General features: G+C 58.2%; 14 protein-coding genes and 3 tRNA genes. 12 read left to right on the top strand and 5 right to left on the bottom strand.

From position 1 onward, the window contains the following. Positions 1-11 precede the first annotated feature (11 nt). Both rfbA and HNQ72_RS08500 read left to right on the top strand, forming a co-directional pair. Positions 12-881 (top strand): glucose-1-phosphate thymidylyltransferase RfbA, encoded by an 870-nt coding sequence (gene rfbA / locus HNQ72_RS08505; RefSeq protein ID WP_183991605.1) that lies wholly within the window; start codon positions 12-14, stop codon positions 879-881. Positions 882-945: 64 nt separating this feature from the next. After that, positions 946-2,253, top strand: a complete 1,308-nt coding sequence (locus HNQ72_RS08500) for an oligosaccharide flippase family protein (RefSeq protein ID WP_183991602.1) — start codon at positions 946-948, stop codon at positions 2,251-2,253. On the opposite strand, the gene HNQ72_RS08495 is transcribed toward HNQ72_RS08500, so the two are convergent. From HNQ72_RS08495 to HNQ72_RS08475, 5 genes are all read right to left on the bottom strand, one after another. Beyond that, complete coding sequence (locus HNQ72_RS08495) at positions 2,250-3,374, bottom strand: glycosyltransferase family 4 protein (RefSeq protein WP_183991600.1); 1,125 nt, start codon at positions 3,372-3,374, stop codon at positions 2,250-2,252. The two genes, HNQ72_RS08500 and HNQ72_RS08495, sit on opposite strands and share 4 nt — an antisense overlap. Before the next feature lie 242 nt (positions 3,375-3,616). Continuing rightward, complete coding sequence (locus HNQ72_RS08490) at positions 3,617-5,035, bottom strand: hypothetical protein (RefSeq protein ID WP_183991598.1); 1,419 nt, start codon at positions 5,033-5,035, stop codon at positions 3,617-3,619. Next, positions 5,032-5,208: a hypothetical protein gene (locus tag HNQ72_RS08485; protein WP_183991596.1), complete on the bottom strand. Its 177-nt coding sequence runs from the start codon at positions 5,206-5,208 to the stop codon at positions 5,032-5,034. Before HNQ72_RS08485 ends, HNQ72_RS08490 begins: the two co-directional genes overlap by 4 nt. A 396-nt stretch (positions 5,209-5,604) precedes the next feature. Beyond that, positions 5,605-5,913 (bottom strand): hypothetical protein, encoded by a 309-nt coding sequence (locus HNQ72_RS08480; RefSeq protein WP_183991594.1) that lies wholly within the window; start codon positions 5,911-5,913, stop codon positions 5,605-5,607. 196 nt (positions 5,914-6,109) lie between these two features. Further along, a tRNA-Val gene (locus HNQ72_RS08475) sits at positions 6,110-6,185 on the bottom strand. Between the two features lie 272 nt (positions 6,186-6,457). On the opposite strand from HNQ72_RS08475, the gene HNQ72_RS08470 reads away from it, so the two are divergent. The 10 genes from HNQ72_RS08470 (at position 6,458) to nuoH (ending at position 15,960) form a co-directional block, all read left to right on the top strand. Beyond that, positions 6,458-6,534 (top strand) — tRNA-Asp (locus tag HNQ72_RS08470). Between the two features lie 59 nt (positions 6,535-6,593). Continuing rightward, positions 6,594-6,670 (top strand) — tRNA-Asp (locus HNQ72_RS08465). Positions 6,671-7,346: 676 nt separating this feature from the next. Continuing rightward, positions 7,347-7,712 (top strand): NADH-quinone oxidoreductase subunit A, encoded by a 366-nt coding sequence (locus HNQ72_RS08460; protein WP_112457281.1) that lies wholly within the window; start codon positions 7,347-7,349, stop codon positions 7,710-7,712. Beyond that, the gene (locus tag HNQ72_RS08455) at positions 7,703-8,284 is read left to right on the top strand and encodes a NuoB/complex I 20 kDa subunit family protein (protein ID WP_148147961.1); all 582 of its coding nucleotides are present in this window, start codon (positions 7,703-7,705) and stop codon (positions 8,282-8,284) included. The genes HNQ72_RS08460 and HNQ72_RS08455 overlap by 10 nt, the downstream gene beginning before the upstream one ends. An 18-nt stretch (positions 8,285-8,302) precedes the next feature. After that, positions 8,303-8,905 carry an NADH-quinone oxidoreductase subunit C gene (locus tag HNQ72_RS08450; protein WP_183991592.1) on the top strand — a complete coding sequence of 201 codons (603 nt, stop codon included), beginning with the start codon at positions 8,303-8,305 and terminating at the stop codon, positions 8,903-8,905. Between the two features lie 88 nt (positions 8,906-8,993). Continuing rightward, complete coding sequence (locus HNQ72_RS08445; RefSeq protein ID WP_183991590.1) at positions 8,994-10,184, top strand: NADH-quinone oxidoreductase subunit D; 1,191 nt, start codon at positions 8,994-8,996, stop codon at positions 10,182-10,184. Positions 10,185-10,281: 97 nt separating this feature from the next. Then, entirely contained in the window at positions 10,282-11,424 is a 1,143-nt protein-coding gene (locus HNQ72_RS08440; RefSeq protein ID WP_183991588.1) for an NADH-quinone oxidoreductase subunit E, read from the top strand. 10 nt (positions 11,425-11,434) lie between these two features. Further along, the gene (nuoF, locus tag HNQ72_RS08435) at positions 11,435-12,739 is read left to right on the top strand and encodes an NADH-quinone oxidoreductase subunit NuoF (protein ID WP_183826928.1); all 1,305 of its coding nucleotides are present in this window, start codon (positions 11,435-11,437) and stop codon (positions 12,737-12,739) included. 88 nt (positions 12,740-12,827) lie between these two features. Continuing rightward, entirely contained in the window at positions 12,828-14,909 is a 2,082-nt protein-coding gene (gene nuoG, locus HNQ72_RS08430) for an NADH-quinone oxidoreductase subunit NuoG (RefSeq protein WP_183991586.1), read from the top strand. A gap of 7 nt (positions 14,910-14,916) precedes the next feature. Then, a complete protein-coding gene (gene nuoH / locus HNQ72_RS08425; protein WP_183993048.1) occupies positions 14,917-15,960 on the top strand; it encodes an NADH-quinone oxidoreductase subunit NuoH in 1,044 nt (347 codons plus the stop codon). The last annotated feature ends 17 nt before the right edge of the window (positions 15,961-15,977 follow it).

Genomic DNA, 15,977 nt, shown 5'->3' with positions numbered 1-15,977 from the left:
GGGCGATACATATGAAGGGCATTATTCTCGCCGGCGGCAGCGGCACGCGGCTTCACCCGATGACCAGGGTCGTCTCGAAGCAGCTCATGCCGATCTACGACAAGCCGATGATCTTTTATCCGCTGTCGACGCTGATGCTGGCGGGGATCCGTGAGATCCTGATCATCTCGACGCCCGCCGACATGCCTCTGTTCGAGCGCCTTCTGGGTGACGGTTCGCAATGGGGGATCTCGCTCAGCTATGCGGTTCAGCCGTCGCCGGATGGTCTGGCACAGGCCTATATCATCGGCGCCGACTTCATCGGTGACAGCCCGTCCTGCCTGATCCTCGGCGACAACATTTTCTACGGCCACGGCATTACCGAGCTTCTGACCAATGCGATGAAACGGCCGGATGGCGCAACAGTCTTCGCCTATCACGTCAACGATCCGGAACGGTATGGCGTCGTTGAGTTCGACAAGTCGATGCGGGCCGTCTCGATCGAGGAAAAGCCGGCAGCTCCGCGTTCCAGCTGGGCCGTGACCGGTCTTTATTTCTACGACAAGGACGTGGTCGAGATCGCTGCCAACTTGAAGCCGTCGCCACGGGGCGAACTCGAGATCACCGACGTCAACCGCGCCTATCTCGAACGCGGCGCGCTCAATGTCGAACAGATGGGCCGCGGTTATGCCTGGCTCGATACCGGAACCCCGGACAGCCTGCTGGAAGCCTCCGAATTCGTCGCGACGCTCGAGCGCCGCCAGGGCTTCAAGATCTGCTGCCCAGAGGAAATCGCGTACAGAATGGGCTTCATTGACGGGGTTGGCCTCACAAAACTCGCCGAAGCCTACGGCAAGAGCGCCTATGGAAAGTATCTGAGAGAGAAAGTTCTCGAAGGCTGATCCGGGCCTTTTCCGGCGCGGTGCCAATGCCGCGTCGGTTCACTAACTGAATCGTGGGGCGTGCGTGTTTAATATCAGGCATATTGCAGTCAATCTTCTCGGGTCTGCTCTCCCGATATTGATCATTCTTATTACTGTCCCGCTTTATCTCCACGCCATCGGCGCCGAGAAATACGGGGCCTTGTCACTTGTCTGGATCGTTTTCGGATATTTCGGCATTCTCGATTTCGGTATTTCGAGATCGGTGACTACGGCCATCAGCCGCGCCGAAGGCAGGCAGGCAAAGGCAGATATCATCTGGTCGGCCGCTGCGTTGAATACGGGCTGGGGGGCCTTGATCGCGATTGTCGGGGGAGGAGCGTTTTTCCTTTACGCCCGTTACAGCTCAAGCCCGATGGTCGTGGAAGTCGCAACTGCGCTCCCCTGGATGATGCTCGGCATTCCGGTGCTGATGATCACGTCCACCTTGAACGGTGCTCTCGATGGCGAGGAGCGTTTCAAGATGGCAAACAGCCTGCAACTGGTCGGGTCGATACTCTATCAGCTCGTGCCGCTGTTCACGGCCTATTATGTCTCCGATCATCTGCCCGATCTGATCATCGCCGTTATTCTGTGCCGCCTGGTTCTCCTGACGCTTTACTGCATCGTGGTTGGGCGCCTGTTCGATCTGGCGGCGCTTTTCTCCGTGTCGAAGTCCACGATGATTTCACTGCTGAAATTCGGATCTTCGATCGCAGCGGTGAACATCCTAGATCCTATTTTTACCCGTATCGATCAGGTCATCATTGCCCGTTTCGCCGGTGCCTCGGATGTCGCCGCCTACAGTATCGCGGTAAATTCGATCGGCCGGTTGGGGATATTGCCGATGGCGATGTCCAGATCGATCTTTCCGAAACTCTCGACCGGAACGGCCGATGACCACAGGGAGGCGCTGTTTTCCTCCAAGAGCAAGATCATCTGGATATGGTTTGGCATTTGCGGCGCGGCGATCGTCGCAAGCGATCTGGTTTACTATCTCTGGCTCAGGGACCCCATCTATGTCGAAGTCAGCGCGGTCGCAAAAATCTATGCAGTCGGGCTTTGGGCCAATTGCCTCGGCATACTTCCCTACACCGCTCTGCAAGCCTGGGGGCGCTCCACCACGATCCTGAAAGTGCATCTTCTCGAAATGCCCTTCTACCTGGTGGCGCTGGTGCTGCTGACATACCACTACGGCACGCTCGGTGCAGCCATTGCCTATGGTCTGCGCAGTTATGCGGATTACATCATCCTATGGAAAATGTGCGGTTATCCTGTTCGCCGCCAGGGCATGTTCACGATTCTGCTGATCGCTCTTTCGGTCCTGGCGTTTGCTATGCACCAGTTCGTCTAACGGCTGGCCAGCCAGCCTTCGATAACGTCCGCCCATTTTAGCAAAATCTGGATCTTTTCCCATGCCTCCGGTGCGTTGGCAGAGAGCCTCGAGTAGAGAGCGGCATCGGTCAGCAACCCGTCGATCTTTGTCGCGAGCGCACTCGCGTTTCCGCTGGGAAACATGACGCAGCTGAAACCGTCCTCGATATTCTCCAGAAACATCGGATGGTCGGAAGCCACCAGCGGAGTTCTGGAACAAAGCGCTTCATAAATCGTCAGCGGCAGCCCTTCCGAATAATCGTGGCGGCTGGGCACGACGACGATATCTGCGGCGGACATGGCCGGAACCATCTCGCTGTTGGCGACAAGCCCCTTGAAGGTTACCTCAGTTCCTATCCCGAGCGTCTTCGCCAGTTGGGTCAGCCTGTCGGTTTCCCCTTTGCCATAAAGATCGACCGTGATCGGTTTGCCATCCCGCTTCAGGCTGGCAGCGGCATGCAAAAGGTCGTCGACGCCCTTCGGTGCACTCAGGAGACCGGCATACAGGATTTCGCGGCCTTGAGCCGAAAGCTTCGCCTCTCTGTCGTATGGCGTATCCTGTGCCGGAAAATCCCATGCGACGACCTTATTTGCAGGCACGCCGATATCGACCAGCTGGCGCGTAGCCCTTCTTCCATGATTCGCCACAAGCGTAACGTTGGGAGACTTGAGATAGTGCGCGATAACACGGCGCTTGAAGCGCTCTTTGAGGGTTTTGGCAGGAAACGAGTCGGCAAGAAGTGCGAGCGTCGGTATCCCTTTGCGGGCTGCCCATCTCAGCAGGATCGGGTTGGGCAGACGCAGGATCAGGCGATCGGGATTGGTTTTTCGAACGAGATCGAGAATTGTCGGGGCGTGGAAGCGGTCTGTGAACCCGGCACCGATGGCACGCGCGCCGCTTGGAAGAACGCTGTCATAAGGCTCGGCGGTAAAGCCGGTAATCGTGGTCACATGATAGCGGCTCGCGAGAGACTGCACATAGTCGACCGTGTGGCGCTGTGCCCGGTAGGTTTCTGCCCCACCCTCGGAAAGCCGCAATGCCGCCTCACGAAAATCGCCCGCGTATTGGACTATAACAAGGTTTTCTTTTGGAAGAGACATCGCAGGATCGATCTTTCGTCTTTGTGCTTTGAATAGGCAATAAGTCTTTCCAGCACAGTCTTCTATATAACCGATGAATGCCGGAGAATATCGCTGCCGTTTTCCATTGATTTCTCACTCCTGGCATCTGCACGCAATTGTGTCAGGTCATAGTCGCATGCCCTGAGATCTCGAAATGGCAATTGCGATAAAAAAATCCCGCTCCATATGAAGCGGGATCATCGTATGACGCGGGTCTGTACTCAAGCCGCCAGCAGGGCCAGCAGCGCTGGTCCCTTGTTGTTGACGATCATTTCTGCCCCGAGCCATTCTGCGTGCAGGCCATCTCTTGTCATGTAACCCGCGGTCGTGAAACTAGTCCCGGTGGCGAGGGCAGGTTTGTTCGGGAATCCATTATGGGCGCGATTGACTTCATAGGTGCCGACAGTTCCCGCTGTGCCGCTCAACTGCCTTACGATCCACAGGCTGGGCGCGGCGCCGGCGGCGTTGATCGGCACGCCCACACCTAGTGCCGGGCCGGATGTTACGGATGAAACTGTCAGCGTCGTGCCTGAGAGCCCCGCGGTGAAAAGTGTCGGCGTATGGGAGGCGTCGTTGGGATTGCGTGTAACCGGGTATTTCCCCTCGCGAGTCGGGTCGAGCCCGTCAGCCGCATCCCAGCAGTAGTCCTCGCCGGAAATCCCGGTGCGTACCAGGTTGTTGAATTCTGCGATCGGCTGGCTCGAAATCGTCTGGTTTGCCTTGCTGGCATAGCCATCCGTGCTGCTGGTCCGTGGATAGAGCGTTTCGCCGATAACGACGATATCCGAACGAAGTCCCTTCACCCAGCTGGCAAAGGTTGTTCGGCGCGCGGCAAGGGCAGCGGCGGTGTCACCGGTATCGTTGATGCCGTATTCATTGATCACATGCGTCCAGTAGCCCGCTGTGATCAACTGCCCGAGATAGGTATGCGTGCCGGCATTCCAGCTTGCCAGAAGCGTGGCTGCGATGGCGTGGTTGGTGTAGCCGTGGTTTCTGCCCAGGATGACGCACTCGATACCGGCATCGCCGTTGCTGTCATTGATATAGGTGCCGCCGGCAGCACGACTGGTTCCGAAGATGATCGGGGCAGCTTCCCTATGCTCCGTGGCGATGACCATGGGAAGATAGAGGCTGCCGTTTGCGGCGCCTACTGCGCCGCCATCGGTGTGGTCGGCAACGGCGCTCGTGCTGATGTCCATGAAGTCGCCGGATGCAATGCCGTAATTGGACTCGTTGCCTCCGGCCATTTGGGTCCAGTTGACGCCCGAGGGAATGTTGACGAGTGGTCTCAACCAGAATTTGGCTCCGCGAGGGACAGCCACGTTGAATGTCAGCGGAAGATTTCCGACGGGAAACGCGACAGCGGAACTTCCTGCTGCAATACACTCATTTGCGAGTGTGAAGACACCGGCTGGATATTCAAGCGAGACTTTCAGCGTCCCGGCACCGCTCGATGCTTCGGACGAACCGCTCATTCTCCAGTTCGGATAGACGACGCGCGGATTGATCAGCCTTCTGCGTGCAGTGTGAACCGTAATGGCTCTCAGCCAGGGAAGTGTCGCATTCCAGTTGAGTGGCGGAAAGCAGCGGGTGGCAGCTTGGCGCATGGCGGCTGGACGAATGGAAAGCAGTTCGCTCATGCGGCGGTCCTTACAAGTTCGATAACGGATTGATTCTTTTCGCGTACGACGACACCGCTCTCGGTGACTGTTTCCCAGCGATAGCCCGAAGGCGCCGGGTAGGGCGGTACGATGGCGACCTTGTTCGCCAGGATTGTCGCCAGACTTGTGGTGGAAAGGCACAGGTCAAGCATGACTGTCACCTCGCACCGGTCTGCAAGCCTTGTGTCGTGAGGCTATTCTTTTCTTCATTCTGCCATCCCTTCTGGTCACTGCGCTGTTGGCGCGGGCCTTGATTCTAGAAGGTGTTGGGATGGCGGGGATAAAACGCCTGGCAAAAGCGAAGTCTTCGGCGGTGTGAAAAAGCCGGAATGTTGATTCTGAAAAGGTTTTGAAGCCGAACATGTGCGTGAAGCGCTTCGTCGCTTCCCCGTTTTGCACGAGGCGAAGCTTTGCTCCGCGAATCTTTCAGATCGGTACCTATCGAAAGACTATGGCGGCGAAGCCGTCAAAAAACGGTCGCTCGATGTGTAATGTCGGGATTTTTAAGGGCAGGGCTGAATTCGCGCCTTTGCCGCAATCCGGTCGAATCAATTCAGGAAGCTGCGATTTCCACGGCGATCGATCGTCTCAAGCCGCTTGCCATCGGTATAAACTGTGACGCATTCGCTTTTGCGCTGCTGGAGCACGCAGATCTTCCCGTCGTCGATCCTGTAGCCGATCTTGCCGCCTTCCCGGTACTGGTAGCCATTTGGGGCATCTTTGAGCTTGGACGTCTTTGTCAGCGTTTGCCGAATTTCCGTTGCCGTTGCGGGACGAAGCTTTGCTGTGTCCTTTGCCGCGGCTGGCGAAACACAGAATGTTGCAGCGAAGAGTAGGGGGAGGCAGGCGATGCGCATCGGGTCGGCTCTCTCACAAGTTTGATGTGGCTGCGGAACGAACACTCTTCCGCAGCCTGCTGCTCACGCCTTGCATATCACAGGCTTGGAGGAGCGGCAGCGCCGATTTTGCAACGAATAGGGAGAACTGTGCGATCACGGCTCGAATATGTCCGAGACATCAAATTTTGCATCAGTCTATGGAGATGAAGAAGAATGGTGGGCGATGAGAGACTCGAACTCCCGACATCCTCGGTGTAAACGAGGCGCTCTACCAACTGAGCTAATCGCCCTTCGCGAGACCGGATCATGTCCGCCGCGTCGGTGGCCGTGATCTATGCGGATCGGAAAAAAACCGCAAGAGCCTTCGTGATGTTTTTTTGAATTTTTCGTCGGATATGCGCAAAAAAGAGCGGCTGTGGATAAAACATTGAAGGCGTCATCCTTTTGTCTTGAAACCTGCTTGACACCCGATCCCGAACCTCTTAGACAGCCGCCAACCGAGCGATTGAGGTCGCCCGGCCAAGAGGTTTCCCTTCCCGGAGGTTGATTTCTTGAAGAAAGTGCGGGTGTAGCTCAGTCGGTTAGAGTGCCGGCCTGTCACGCCGGAGGTCGCGGGTTCGAGCCCCGTCACTCGCGCCATTCTTCTCTCACTGATCAATCGGTTGACCCCGGTTGGTCCGCCGTAAAAGGCAAAATGCGCGGGTGTAGCTCAGTCGGTTAGAGTGCCGGCCTGTCACGCCGGAGGTCGCGGGTTCGAGCCCCGTCACTCGCGCCATTCTTTTTCCTCCATATTTGTATCTACTTCTGCGGTGTCCGACACCGCATGACGGTCGGTTGTCGACTGTTGTCGCCCTGTTCCTTCCGTCCTGCATTTCGCGGCCTTGCTGATTGCTCGGCTGCTGTTTCCTCTCCTTATCTTTGGGGGAGGGTGGTCTCCCGTTCGCAATTGCGTGATCGACCTTTTTCGTGTGGGCAATTTTGTGTCGATTTCGGTTATGCTGTCCGGGGCGGTACGATTTCCCGTAATGCGCGAGATGGCTTTCCGATGCAGAGTGTTTCGCCTGTGTTTTCGGAGCTGCCTGCAACCGTCGGGATTGTTTTTGTGGGGCTTATGCCGTGCGGACAATTGTCGCAGGGGTGATTTTTTCGTGCGTAGACTTGGCAAAACGCAAATCTACTGCAAACGTTGATATTTTTGCTCCTGTTAATAACTTTTTGCGATGCTCCCGGCTCTATCGCTTTGTCGTTTTTCAATCGTTTCAGGCTTTCCGGCATCCTCCGCGACATTTTGTCGTCTTTCGCACCTCTATGCGTGTGGGGTGGCTTGTTAAAGCACTTGCGTGGGAAACGCTGCTGCGATAGTCACGGCTTGTTGCAATGCACGTTCGCTTGCCCGCGCATTGCCTAAAAATGCGTCGTTCGGCGCTTCTTGCAGGCAGGGGTTGGATATCATGAGTGAACTTCTCGCTTCTTACATCCCGATCGCGATCTTTATCGGAATCTCCATGGTTATCGGCCTGGCGCTTTTGATCGCGCCGTTTGCCGTCGCCTATAAGGCTCCTGATTCTGAAAAGCTGTCGGCATATGAATGCGGCTTCAACGCATTCGATGACGCGCGCATGAAGTTCGATATTCGATTCTACCTTGTGTCGATTCTTTTCATCATCTTCGATCTCGAAGTGGCGTTCCTTTTCCCCTGGGCGGTGTCCTTCGGTGAGATCGGTTGGTTCGGCTTCTGGTCGATGATGGTCTTCCTTGCTGTTCTGACGGTCGGCTTTATCTACGAATGGAAAAAAGGAGCTCTGGAATGGGAGTAGTCGATAGCGGCAGCACCCTCGTTGCGCCTCAGCCTAAAGGCATCATTGATCCCAATACCGGCAAGCCGATCGGCAGCGACGATGCATTTTTCGGCGAGATCAACAACGAGCTCGCCGACAAGGGTTTTCTGGTCACCTCGACGGACGAGCTGATCAACTGGGCTCGCACCGGTTCGCTGATGTGGATGACCTTCGGTCTCGCCTGTTGCGCCGTCGAAATGATGCAGCTTTCCATGCCGCGTTATGACGTCGAGCGTTTCGGTTTTGCACCGCGCGCTAGCCCACGCCAGTCCGACGTGATGATCGTTGCTGGCACGCTGACCAACAAGATGGCGCCCGCGCTCCGCAAGGTCTACGACCAGATGCCGGAGCCGCGTTACGTCATCTCGATGGGCTCCTGCGCCAATGGCGGCGGTTATTATCACTATTCCTATTCGGTGGTGCGCGGATGTGACCGTGTTGTACCGGTCGATATCTACGTGCCAGGCTGTCCCCCCACGGCAGAGGCGCTGCTTTACGGCGTGCTTCTGCTGCAGAAAAAGATCCGCCGCACCGGCACGATCGAACGCTGAGGCTTCAAGGAGGATATCATGACTGAAGCCTTGAGCGAACTTTCCGCCTATATCCGCGAAGCGCGCCCGTCGCTCGTCGAGGACGCAGTAATTGCCTATGACGAACTGACGCTGGTGACGACCGGCGCGAATGTCGTCGAGCTTCTGACCTTCCTGCGCGACGATCCCCGCTGTGACTTCGTCAACTTCATCGATGCCTGTGGTGTCGACTATCCGGCTCGCGTCAAGCGTTTCGATGTCGTCTATCACCTGATGTCGCCGAAGCAGAATCAGCGCATCCGCGTGAAGCTTGAAACGGCTGAGGACGAGCCCGTTCCGTCTGTAACCTCGATTTATCCGGGTGCCGACTGGGCCGAGCGCGAAGCTTGGGACATGTACGGCATCCTGTTTACAGGCCATCCGGATCTTCGTCGCATCCTCACCGATTACGGCTTTGAAGGTCATCCGCTGCGCAAGGATTTCCCGACCACCGGTTTCGTCGAGGTTCGCTATGACGACAGCCTCAAGCGGGTCGTCTACGAACCGGTCGAACTCCGCCAGGAGTTCCGCAGCTTCGATTTCCTGAGCCCGTGGGAGGGACCGGAATACGTCCTTCCTGGGGACGAGAAGGCTAATACCTGACGCTGAGATCTGAGACTGGCGCGTAAGCGCCGGTTTGACGCCAAGTTTTTCCCGCCCGGTACGCTTGAGTACTGGCATGGAGCCGCAGATGACCGAGCACAACGTTCGTAACTTCAATATCAATTTCGGGCCGCAGCACCCGGCAGCGCACGGCGTTCTGCGACTTGTGCTGGAACTCGACGGCGAAATTGTGGAGCGCGTCGATCCGCATATCGGCCTTCTGCATCGTGGCACTGAAAAGCTCATCGAAACGAAGACCTATCTTCAGGCCGTTCCTTATTTCGATCGCCTCGATTACGTCGCGCCGATGAACCAGGAGCACGCCTTTGCGCTGGCCGTCGAAAAGATGCTCGGTCTGGAAATCCCGATCCGCGGCCAGCTCATCCGCGTCCTTTATTCCGAAATCGGCCGTATCCTGTCGCATCTTCTGAACGTCACGACCCAGGCCATGGACGTCGGCGCGCTCACGCCGCCGCTCTGGGGCTTTGAGGAGCGCGAAAAGCTGATGGTGTTTTATGAGCGTGCCTGTGGCGCGCGCATGCACGCAGCCTATTTCCGTCCGGGCGGTGTCCATCAGGACCTTCCGCACGAACTGGTCGAGGATATCGGCGCATGGTGTGATCAGTTCCCGTCCAAACTGGACGACATCGACGACCTCCTGACCGGCAACCGCATCTTCAAGCAGCGTAACGTTGATATCGGCGTCATCGATATCAACGATGCCTGGGCGCGCGGCTTCTCAGGCGTCATGGTGCGCGGTTCGGGCGCGGCCTGGGACCTGCGCCGTGCGCAGCCTTACGAATGTTATTCCGAGCTCGAATTCGACATCCCGATCGGCAAGAACGGCGACTGCTATGACCGCTATCTCATCCGCATGATCGAGATGCGCGAAAGCTGCAAAATCATGAAGCAGTGCGTCAATCGCCTGCTCGGCGATGCCAAGACCGGCCCGTTCTCGGCCACCGACGGCAAGGTCGTTCCACCTAAGCGCGGTGAGATGAAGCGCTCGATGGAAGCGCTGATCCACCACTTCAAGCTTTATACCGAAGGCTACCACGTTCCGGCCGGCGAAGTGTACGCCGCTGTCGAAGCCCCGAAGGGCGAATTCGGCGTGTTCCTCGTGGCCGATGGTACCAACAAGCCGTACCGCTGCAAGATCCGTGCTCCGGGCTATGCGCACCTTCAGGCGATGGATTTCGCCTGTCGCGGGCATCAGCTGGCGGACGTCTCGGCGGTGCTGGGCTCGTTCGATATCGTGTTCGGTGAGGTTGACCGCTGATGACTGAAGTCGTTGCGATCATCCCCGCCAATGCCTGCGAAGCCGCTTTTACAGCGGTCTCGCGGCGTGTCTCAATAAACTGAAGGCGTGAGAAAGAATGTCCGTTCGTCGACTAGCCGAAGAGCAGTTTCAGCCCGCCAGCTTTGCGTTTAACGCGGAAAATGCGGCCTGGGCCGAGGCAACGATCCGGAAATACCCGGAAGGCCGGCAACAGTCGGCCGTCATCCCGCTTCTGATGCGAGCGCAGGAGCAGGAAGGCTGGGTCACCCGCGCCACGATCGAGCATGTCGCGGCACGTCTCGACATGCCCTATATCCGCGTCATGGAAGTGGCGACCTTCTACACGCAGTTCCAGCTGAAGCCGATCGGCACCCGAGCCCATATCCAGGTCTGCGGCACGACGCCCTGCATGCTGCGTGGTGCCGAAGAGCTGATCAAGGTCTGTCAGCACAAGATCCATCACGATCCGCTGCAGCCGAATGCCGATGGCACGCTGTCTTGGGAAGAGGTCGAGTGTCAGGGCGCTTGCGTCAACGCACCGATGGTCATCATCTTCAAGGATGCCTACGAGGATTTGACGCCCGAACGTCTTGAGGAAATCATCGACGCGTTCGAGGCAGGCAAGGGTGACGAAATCAAGCCCGGCCCGCAGATCGACCGCCATCTCTCCGCGCCGGAAGGTGGTGCGGTCACGCTGAACGACGAGATCAAGCCGGTCCGCACCAATCTCGAGCCGCAGCCGGAATCGCATGCCGATGCAGCGCCCGTGCCGCCGGCCGAAGCTGCCAAGCCCAAGGATACCGCGCCAGAAACCGATCCCAAGCTGAAGACGCCGGTTACGGCGCCGAAGGCTGCGGAAAATAACGTTAAGGCTGCTGAGGCCCAGGCGGAATCGGGCACTGCGAAAGCCGAACCGGTCAAGGCTGCTCCTGCGACGAAGTCCGAAAAGCCGTCGCTGGAAGACAAGAACCGCCCGAAGGGCATCGAGAAGCCGGCTGAGGTTGATGACCTGAAGCTGATTTCCGGCGTCGGTCCGAAGATCGAAGCAACTCTTCACGAACTCGGCATATTCACCTTCGCGCAAGTCGCATCGTGGAAGAAGGCAGAGCGGGAATGGGTGGACGGTTACCTGAATTTCAAGGGCCGCATCGAACGTGACGACTGGCTCAACCAGGCCAAGGCGCTCGCCAAGGGTGGCGAAGCCGAATACATTAAAGTCTTCGGCAAGAAGCCACGGTAAGGGGTGAGATATGCTTAACGATCAGGATCGCATCTTTACCAATATCTATGGCCTCAAGGACAAGTCCCTTAAGGGCGCGATGAGCCGTGGCCACTGGGATGGCACCAAGATCATCATCGAAAAGGGCAGGGACTGGATCATCAACGAGATGAAGGCATCCGGCCTTCGCGGTCGTGGTGGTGCTGGCTTCCCGACCGGCCTCAAGTGGTCCTTCATGCCGAAGGAATCTGACGGCCGTCCGCATTATCTCGTCGTCAATGCCGACGAATCCGAGCCCGGTACCTGCAAGGACCGCGAAATCCTGCGCAACGATCCGCATACGCTGATCGAAGGCTGCGTGATCGCCGGTTTCGCCATGGGCGCCCACACGGCATTCATTTATGTCCGCGGCGAATACATGCGCGAGCGTGAAGCGCTGCAGGCGGCGATCGACGAATGCTACGAGGCAGGCCTGCTCGGCAAGAACACGGTCCATGGCTGGGATTACGATATCGTCGTACATCACGGCGCCGGCGCCTATATCTGCGGTGAAGAGACAGCGCTGCTCGAGAGCCTCGAAGGCAAGAAGGGCCAACCGCGCATGAAGCCGCCGTTCCCGGCGAACATGGGTCTCTATGGCTGCCCGACCACGGTCAACAACGTCGAATCGATCTCGGTCGCTCCGACCATCCTTCGTCGCGGCGCGTCCTGGTTCTCTTCGATCGGCCGTGCCAACAATGTCGGCACCAAGCTGTTCATGGTTTCGGGTCACGTCAACAAGCCCTGCACCTTCGAAGAGGCGATGGGTCTGTCCTTCCGCGAGATCATCGAGCATCATTGCGGTGGCATCCGCGGCGGCTGGGACAATTTGCTGGCCGTCATTCCCGGCGGCGCATCCTGCCCGATCGTGCGTGGCGAAGACATGGCCGACGCGATCATGGACTTTGACGGCATGCGCGAGGTGAAGTCTTCCTTCGGCACCGGCGGCATGATCGTCATGGACAAGTCGACGGACGTCATCAAGGCAATCTGGCGTATCGCGGCCTTCTTCAAGCATGAGAGCTGCGGCCAGTGCACGCCGTGCCGCGAAGGCACCGGCTGGATGATGCGCCTGATGGAACGCATGGTGCGCGGTAACGCCCAGAAGCGTGAAATCGACATGCTGTTCCAGGTTTCAAAACAGGTCGAAGGCCACACGATCTGCGCGCTCGGCGACGCAGCCGCCTGGCCGATTCAGGGCTTGATCCGCAATTTCCGCTCCGAGATCGAAGCTCGGATCGACCAATATACATACAATGCGACGTCTGAAGGCGCCGTCATGGAGGCGGCCGAATAAGGCCTGCGAGACGCAGGGTTTCGGTTGTTGAAATGAACTATTTCCGGGCCTTGGATGCCCGGGTTGAACACAGGACGTAAGTGATACGATGGCAAAGCTGAAGGTTGACGGCAACGAAATCGAAGTTCCTGACCATTTCACGCTGCTCCAGGCATGCGAGGAAGCGGGTGCCGAGATTCCGCGCTTTTGTTTCCACGAGCGTCTGTCTGTGGCGGGCAACTGCCGCATGTGTCTGATCGAGGTGAAGGGTGGTCCGCCGAAGCCGACGGCCTCCTGCGCCATGGGCGTGCGCGATATCCGTGGCGGCCCGAATGGCGAACTGCCGGAAATCTTCACCAATACGCCGATGGTCAAGAAGGCCCGCGAAGGCGTGATGGAATTCCTGCTGATCAACCATCCGCTGGATTGCCCGATCTGCGACCAGGGCGGCGAATGCGACCTGCAGGACCAGGCCATGGCCTTCGGTATCGATAGCTCGCGTTATGGTGAAAACAAGCGCGCCGTCGAAGACAAGTATATCGGCCCGCTGGTCAAGACCGTGATGAACCGCTGCATTCACTGCACGCGTTGCGTCCGTTTCACCACCGAAGTCGGCGGCATTTCCGAGCTCGGCCTGATCGGCCGTGGCGAGGATGCCGAAATCACCACCTATCTCGAACAGGCCATGACCTCCGAGCTGCAGGGCAATGTTGTTGACCTCTGCCCGGTCGGCGCTTTGACCTCCAAGCCTTTTGCCTTCACCGCCCGTCCCTGGGAACTCGGCAAGACGGAATCGATCGACGTCATGGACGCCGTGGGCTCCGCCATCCGCGTCGATACCCGTGGCCGCGAAGTCATGCGCATCATGCCGCGCGTCAACGAGCAGGTGAACGAGGAGTGGATTTCCGACAAGACCCGCTTCATCTGGGATGGCCTGAAGACCCAGCGTCTCGACCGTCCTTACGTCCGTAAGGATGGCCGTCTGCAGCCCGCAAGCTGGGGTGAAGCCTTCGCGGCCGTCAAGGCTGCCGTTTCCGCAACCTCGGGCGACAAGATCGGCGCGATTGCCGGCGATCTCGCATCCGTCGAGGAAATGTATGCCCTGAAGCAGCTTCTGACCTCGCTCGGATCGGAAAACCTTGACTGTCGCCAGGACGGGACGGCGCTTGATCCGTCGCTTGGTCGCTCGAGCTACCTCTTCAACCCGACCATCGAGGGCATTGAACAGGCCGGCGCGCTGCTCATCATCGGCGCCAACCCGCGCCTGGAAGCCGCGGTCCTCAACGCTCGCATCCGCAAGCGCTTCCGCCGCGGCAATTTCCCGATCGGCGTGATCGGCGAAGTCAACGAACTGCGTTACGTCTATGACTATCTCGGCGCAGGCCCGGAAACGCTTGCCGATCTCGCATCGGGTGCCAACGGCTTTGCCGAAAAGCTCCGTTCCGCCAAGAACCCGATGATCATCGTAGGGCAGGGGGCTCTGTCCCGTCCGGATGGTCTCGCCGTTCTTCAGGCCGCGGCACAGCTAGCAGGTTCCGTCGGTGCATTGACCGAAGAGTGGAACGGTTTTGCAGTCCTCCACACGGCAGCCTCCCGCGTCGGCGGCCTCGATCTCGGTTTCGTTCCGGGTGCGAAGGGCGCAGATGCTGCGACCATGCTGCGCTCGATGGATGTCCTCTTCCTGCTCGGCGCCGACGAGATGAACTTCTCGGCCAAATACGCCAAAACGACCATCTATATCGGCAGCCACGGTGATGCCGGCGCAATGAATGCCGACATCATCCTGCCGGGTGCGGCCTATACCGAAAAGTCCGGCACCTGGGTTAATACCGAAGGCCGCGTCCAGATGGGCAACCGCGCAGGCTTTGCTCCGGGCGAAGCTCGCGAAGAATGGGCGATCCTGCGTGCGCTCTCCGATGTGCTCGGCAAGAAGCTGCCCTTCGACAGCCTTCATGCTCTGCGTGCCAAGCTTTATCAGGACCATCCGCATTTTGCGCAGATCGACGAGATCGCTGCAGGCTCGGTCAACGATGTGGCCGCGCTCGGACAGAAGGCTGGCGAAATGACCAAGGGCGGCTTCTCTTCGCCGATCAAGGATTTTTACCTGACCAACCCGATTGCCCGTTCCTCTGCCGTCATGGCCGAGTGCTCGGCATTGGCCCGCAACAACTTCCAGGCTGCGGCGGAGTGATATGAATATGGATGTGTTCTTCTGGACCTACGTTTGGCCGGCGCTCATCATGCTGGGGCAGTCGCTTCTGCTCCTGGTGTGCCTTCTGGTTTTCATCGCCTATATCCTGCTGGCTGACCGCAAGATCTGGGCTGCCGTACAGCTGCGCCGCGGCCCGAATATCGTTGGTCCTTTCGGTCTGTTCCAGTCCTTTGCCGACCTTCTGAAGTTCGTCTTCAAGGAGCCGATCATTCCGGCCGGCGCCAACAAGGCAGTCTTCCTCCTGGCGCCGCTCGTCTCCGTCACATTGGCGCTTGCCACCTGGGCTGTCATCCCGCTGAATGAAGGCTGGGCGATTGCCGATATCAATGTCGGCATTCTCTACATCTTCGCGATCTCCTCGCTTGAGGTCTACGGGATCATCATGGCGGGTTGGGCATCCAACTCCAAATACCCGTTCCTCGGCGCGCTCCGTTCCGCGGCCCAGATGGTGTCTTATGAAGTCTCGATCGGTTTCGTCATCGTCGCGGTCCTTCTCTGCGTCGGCTCGCTGAACCTGACGGATATCGTCATGTCGCAGCAGGACGGTCTCGGCACCAAGCTCGGTCTGCCTAACTCTTTCCTCGACTGGCACTGGCTGTCGCTCTTCCCGATGTTCGTGATCTTCTTCATCTCGGGCCTCGCCGAAACCAACCGTCCGCCTTTCGATCTTCCGGAAGCTGAATCCGAACTGGTCGCCGGCTATATGGTCGAATACGGCTCGGCTCCGTACATGATGTTGATGCTCTCGGAATATGCAGCCATCCTGATGGTCTGCTCGCTGACGACCATCCTCTTCCTTGGCGGCTGGCTGCCCCCGGTTGATATCGCAATCCTGAACTGGGTCCCGGGTGTCATCTGGTTCGTGCTCAAGGGCACTATGGTCTTCTTCATGATCGCCATGGTGAAGGCATTCGTACCGCGCTACCGTTATGACCAGCTCATGCGTCTCGGCTGGAAGGTCTTCCTTCCGCTGTCGCTCATCATGCTGATCATCGTTGCATTCGTGCTGAAACTGACGGGATGGGCTTGATCATGTCCGGTTCGTCC

This window comes from Aliirhizobium wenxiniae, from assembly GCF_014201355.1.
GTDB lineage: Bacteria > Pseudomonadota > Alphaproteobacteria > Rhizobiales > Rhizobiaceae > Neorhizobium > Neorhizobium wenxiniae.
This window is presented reverse-complemented; position numbering and strand designations above follow the sequence as displayed.

What these genes read in the sequence shown, in the direction of transcription:
- rfbA (WP_183991605.1), top strand. Translation starts at nt 12, where the DNA reads ATGAAGGGCATTATTCTCGCCGGCGGCAGCGGCACGCGGCTTCACCCG.
- HNQ72_RS08495 (WP_183991600.1), bottom strand. Translation starts at nt 3,374, where the DNA reads ATGTCTCTTCCAAAAGAAAACCTTGTTATAGTCCAATACGCGGGCGAT.
- HNQ72_RS08490 (WP_183991598.1), bottom strand. Translation starts at nt 5,035, where the DNA reads ATGAGCGAACTGCTTTCCATTCGTCCAGCCGCCATGCGCCAAGCTGCC.
- HNQ72_RS08485 (WP_183991596.1), bottom strand. Translation starts at nt 5,208, where the DNA reads ATGCTTGACCTGTGCCTTTCCACCACAAGTCTGGCGACAATCCTGGCG.
- HNQ72_RS08480 (WP_183991594.1), bottom strand. Translation starts at nt 5,913, where the DNA reads ATGCGCATCGCCTGCCTCCCCCTACTCTTCGCTGCAACATTCTGTGTT.
- HNQ72_RS08460 (WP_112457281.1), top strand. Translation starts at nt 7,347, where the DNA reads ATGAGTGAACTTCTCGCTTCTTACATCCCGATCGCGATCTTTATCGGA.
- HNQ72_RS08455 (WP_148147961.1), top strand. Translation starts at nt 7,703, where the DNA reads ATGGGAGTAGTCGATAGCGGCAGCACCCTCGTTGCGCCTCAGCCTAAA.
- HNQ72_RS08450 (WP_183991592.1), top strand. Translation starts at nt 8,303, where the DNA reads ATGACTGAAGCCTTGAGCGAACTTTCCGCCTATATCCGCGAAGCGCGC.
- HNQ72_RS08445 (WP_183991590.1), top strand. Translation starts at nt 8,994, where the DNA reads ATGACCGAGCACAACGTTCGTAACTTCAATATCAATTTCGGGCCGCAG.
- HNQ72_RS08440 (WP_183991588.1), top strand. Translation starts at nt 10,282, where the DNA reads ATGTCCGTTCGTCGACTAGCCGAAGAGCAGTTTCAGCCCGCCAGCTTT.
- nuoF (WP_183826928.1), top strand. Translation starts at nt 11,435, where the DNA reads ATGCTTAACGATCAGGATCGCATCTTTACCAATATCTATGGCCTCAAG.
- nuoG (WP_183991586.1), top strand. Translation starts at nt 12,828, where the DNA reads ATGGCAAAGCTGAAGGTTGACGGCAACGAAATCGAAGTTCCTGACCAT.
- nuoH (WP_183993048.1), top strand. Translation starts at nt 14,917, where the DNA reads ATGGATGTGTTCTTCTGGACCTACGTTTGGCCGGCGCTCATCATGCTG.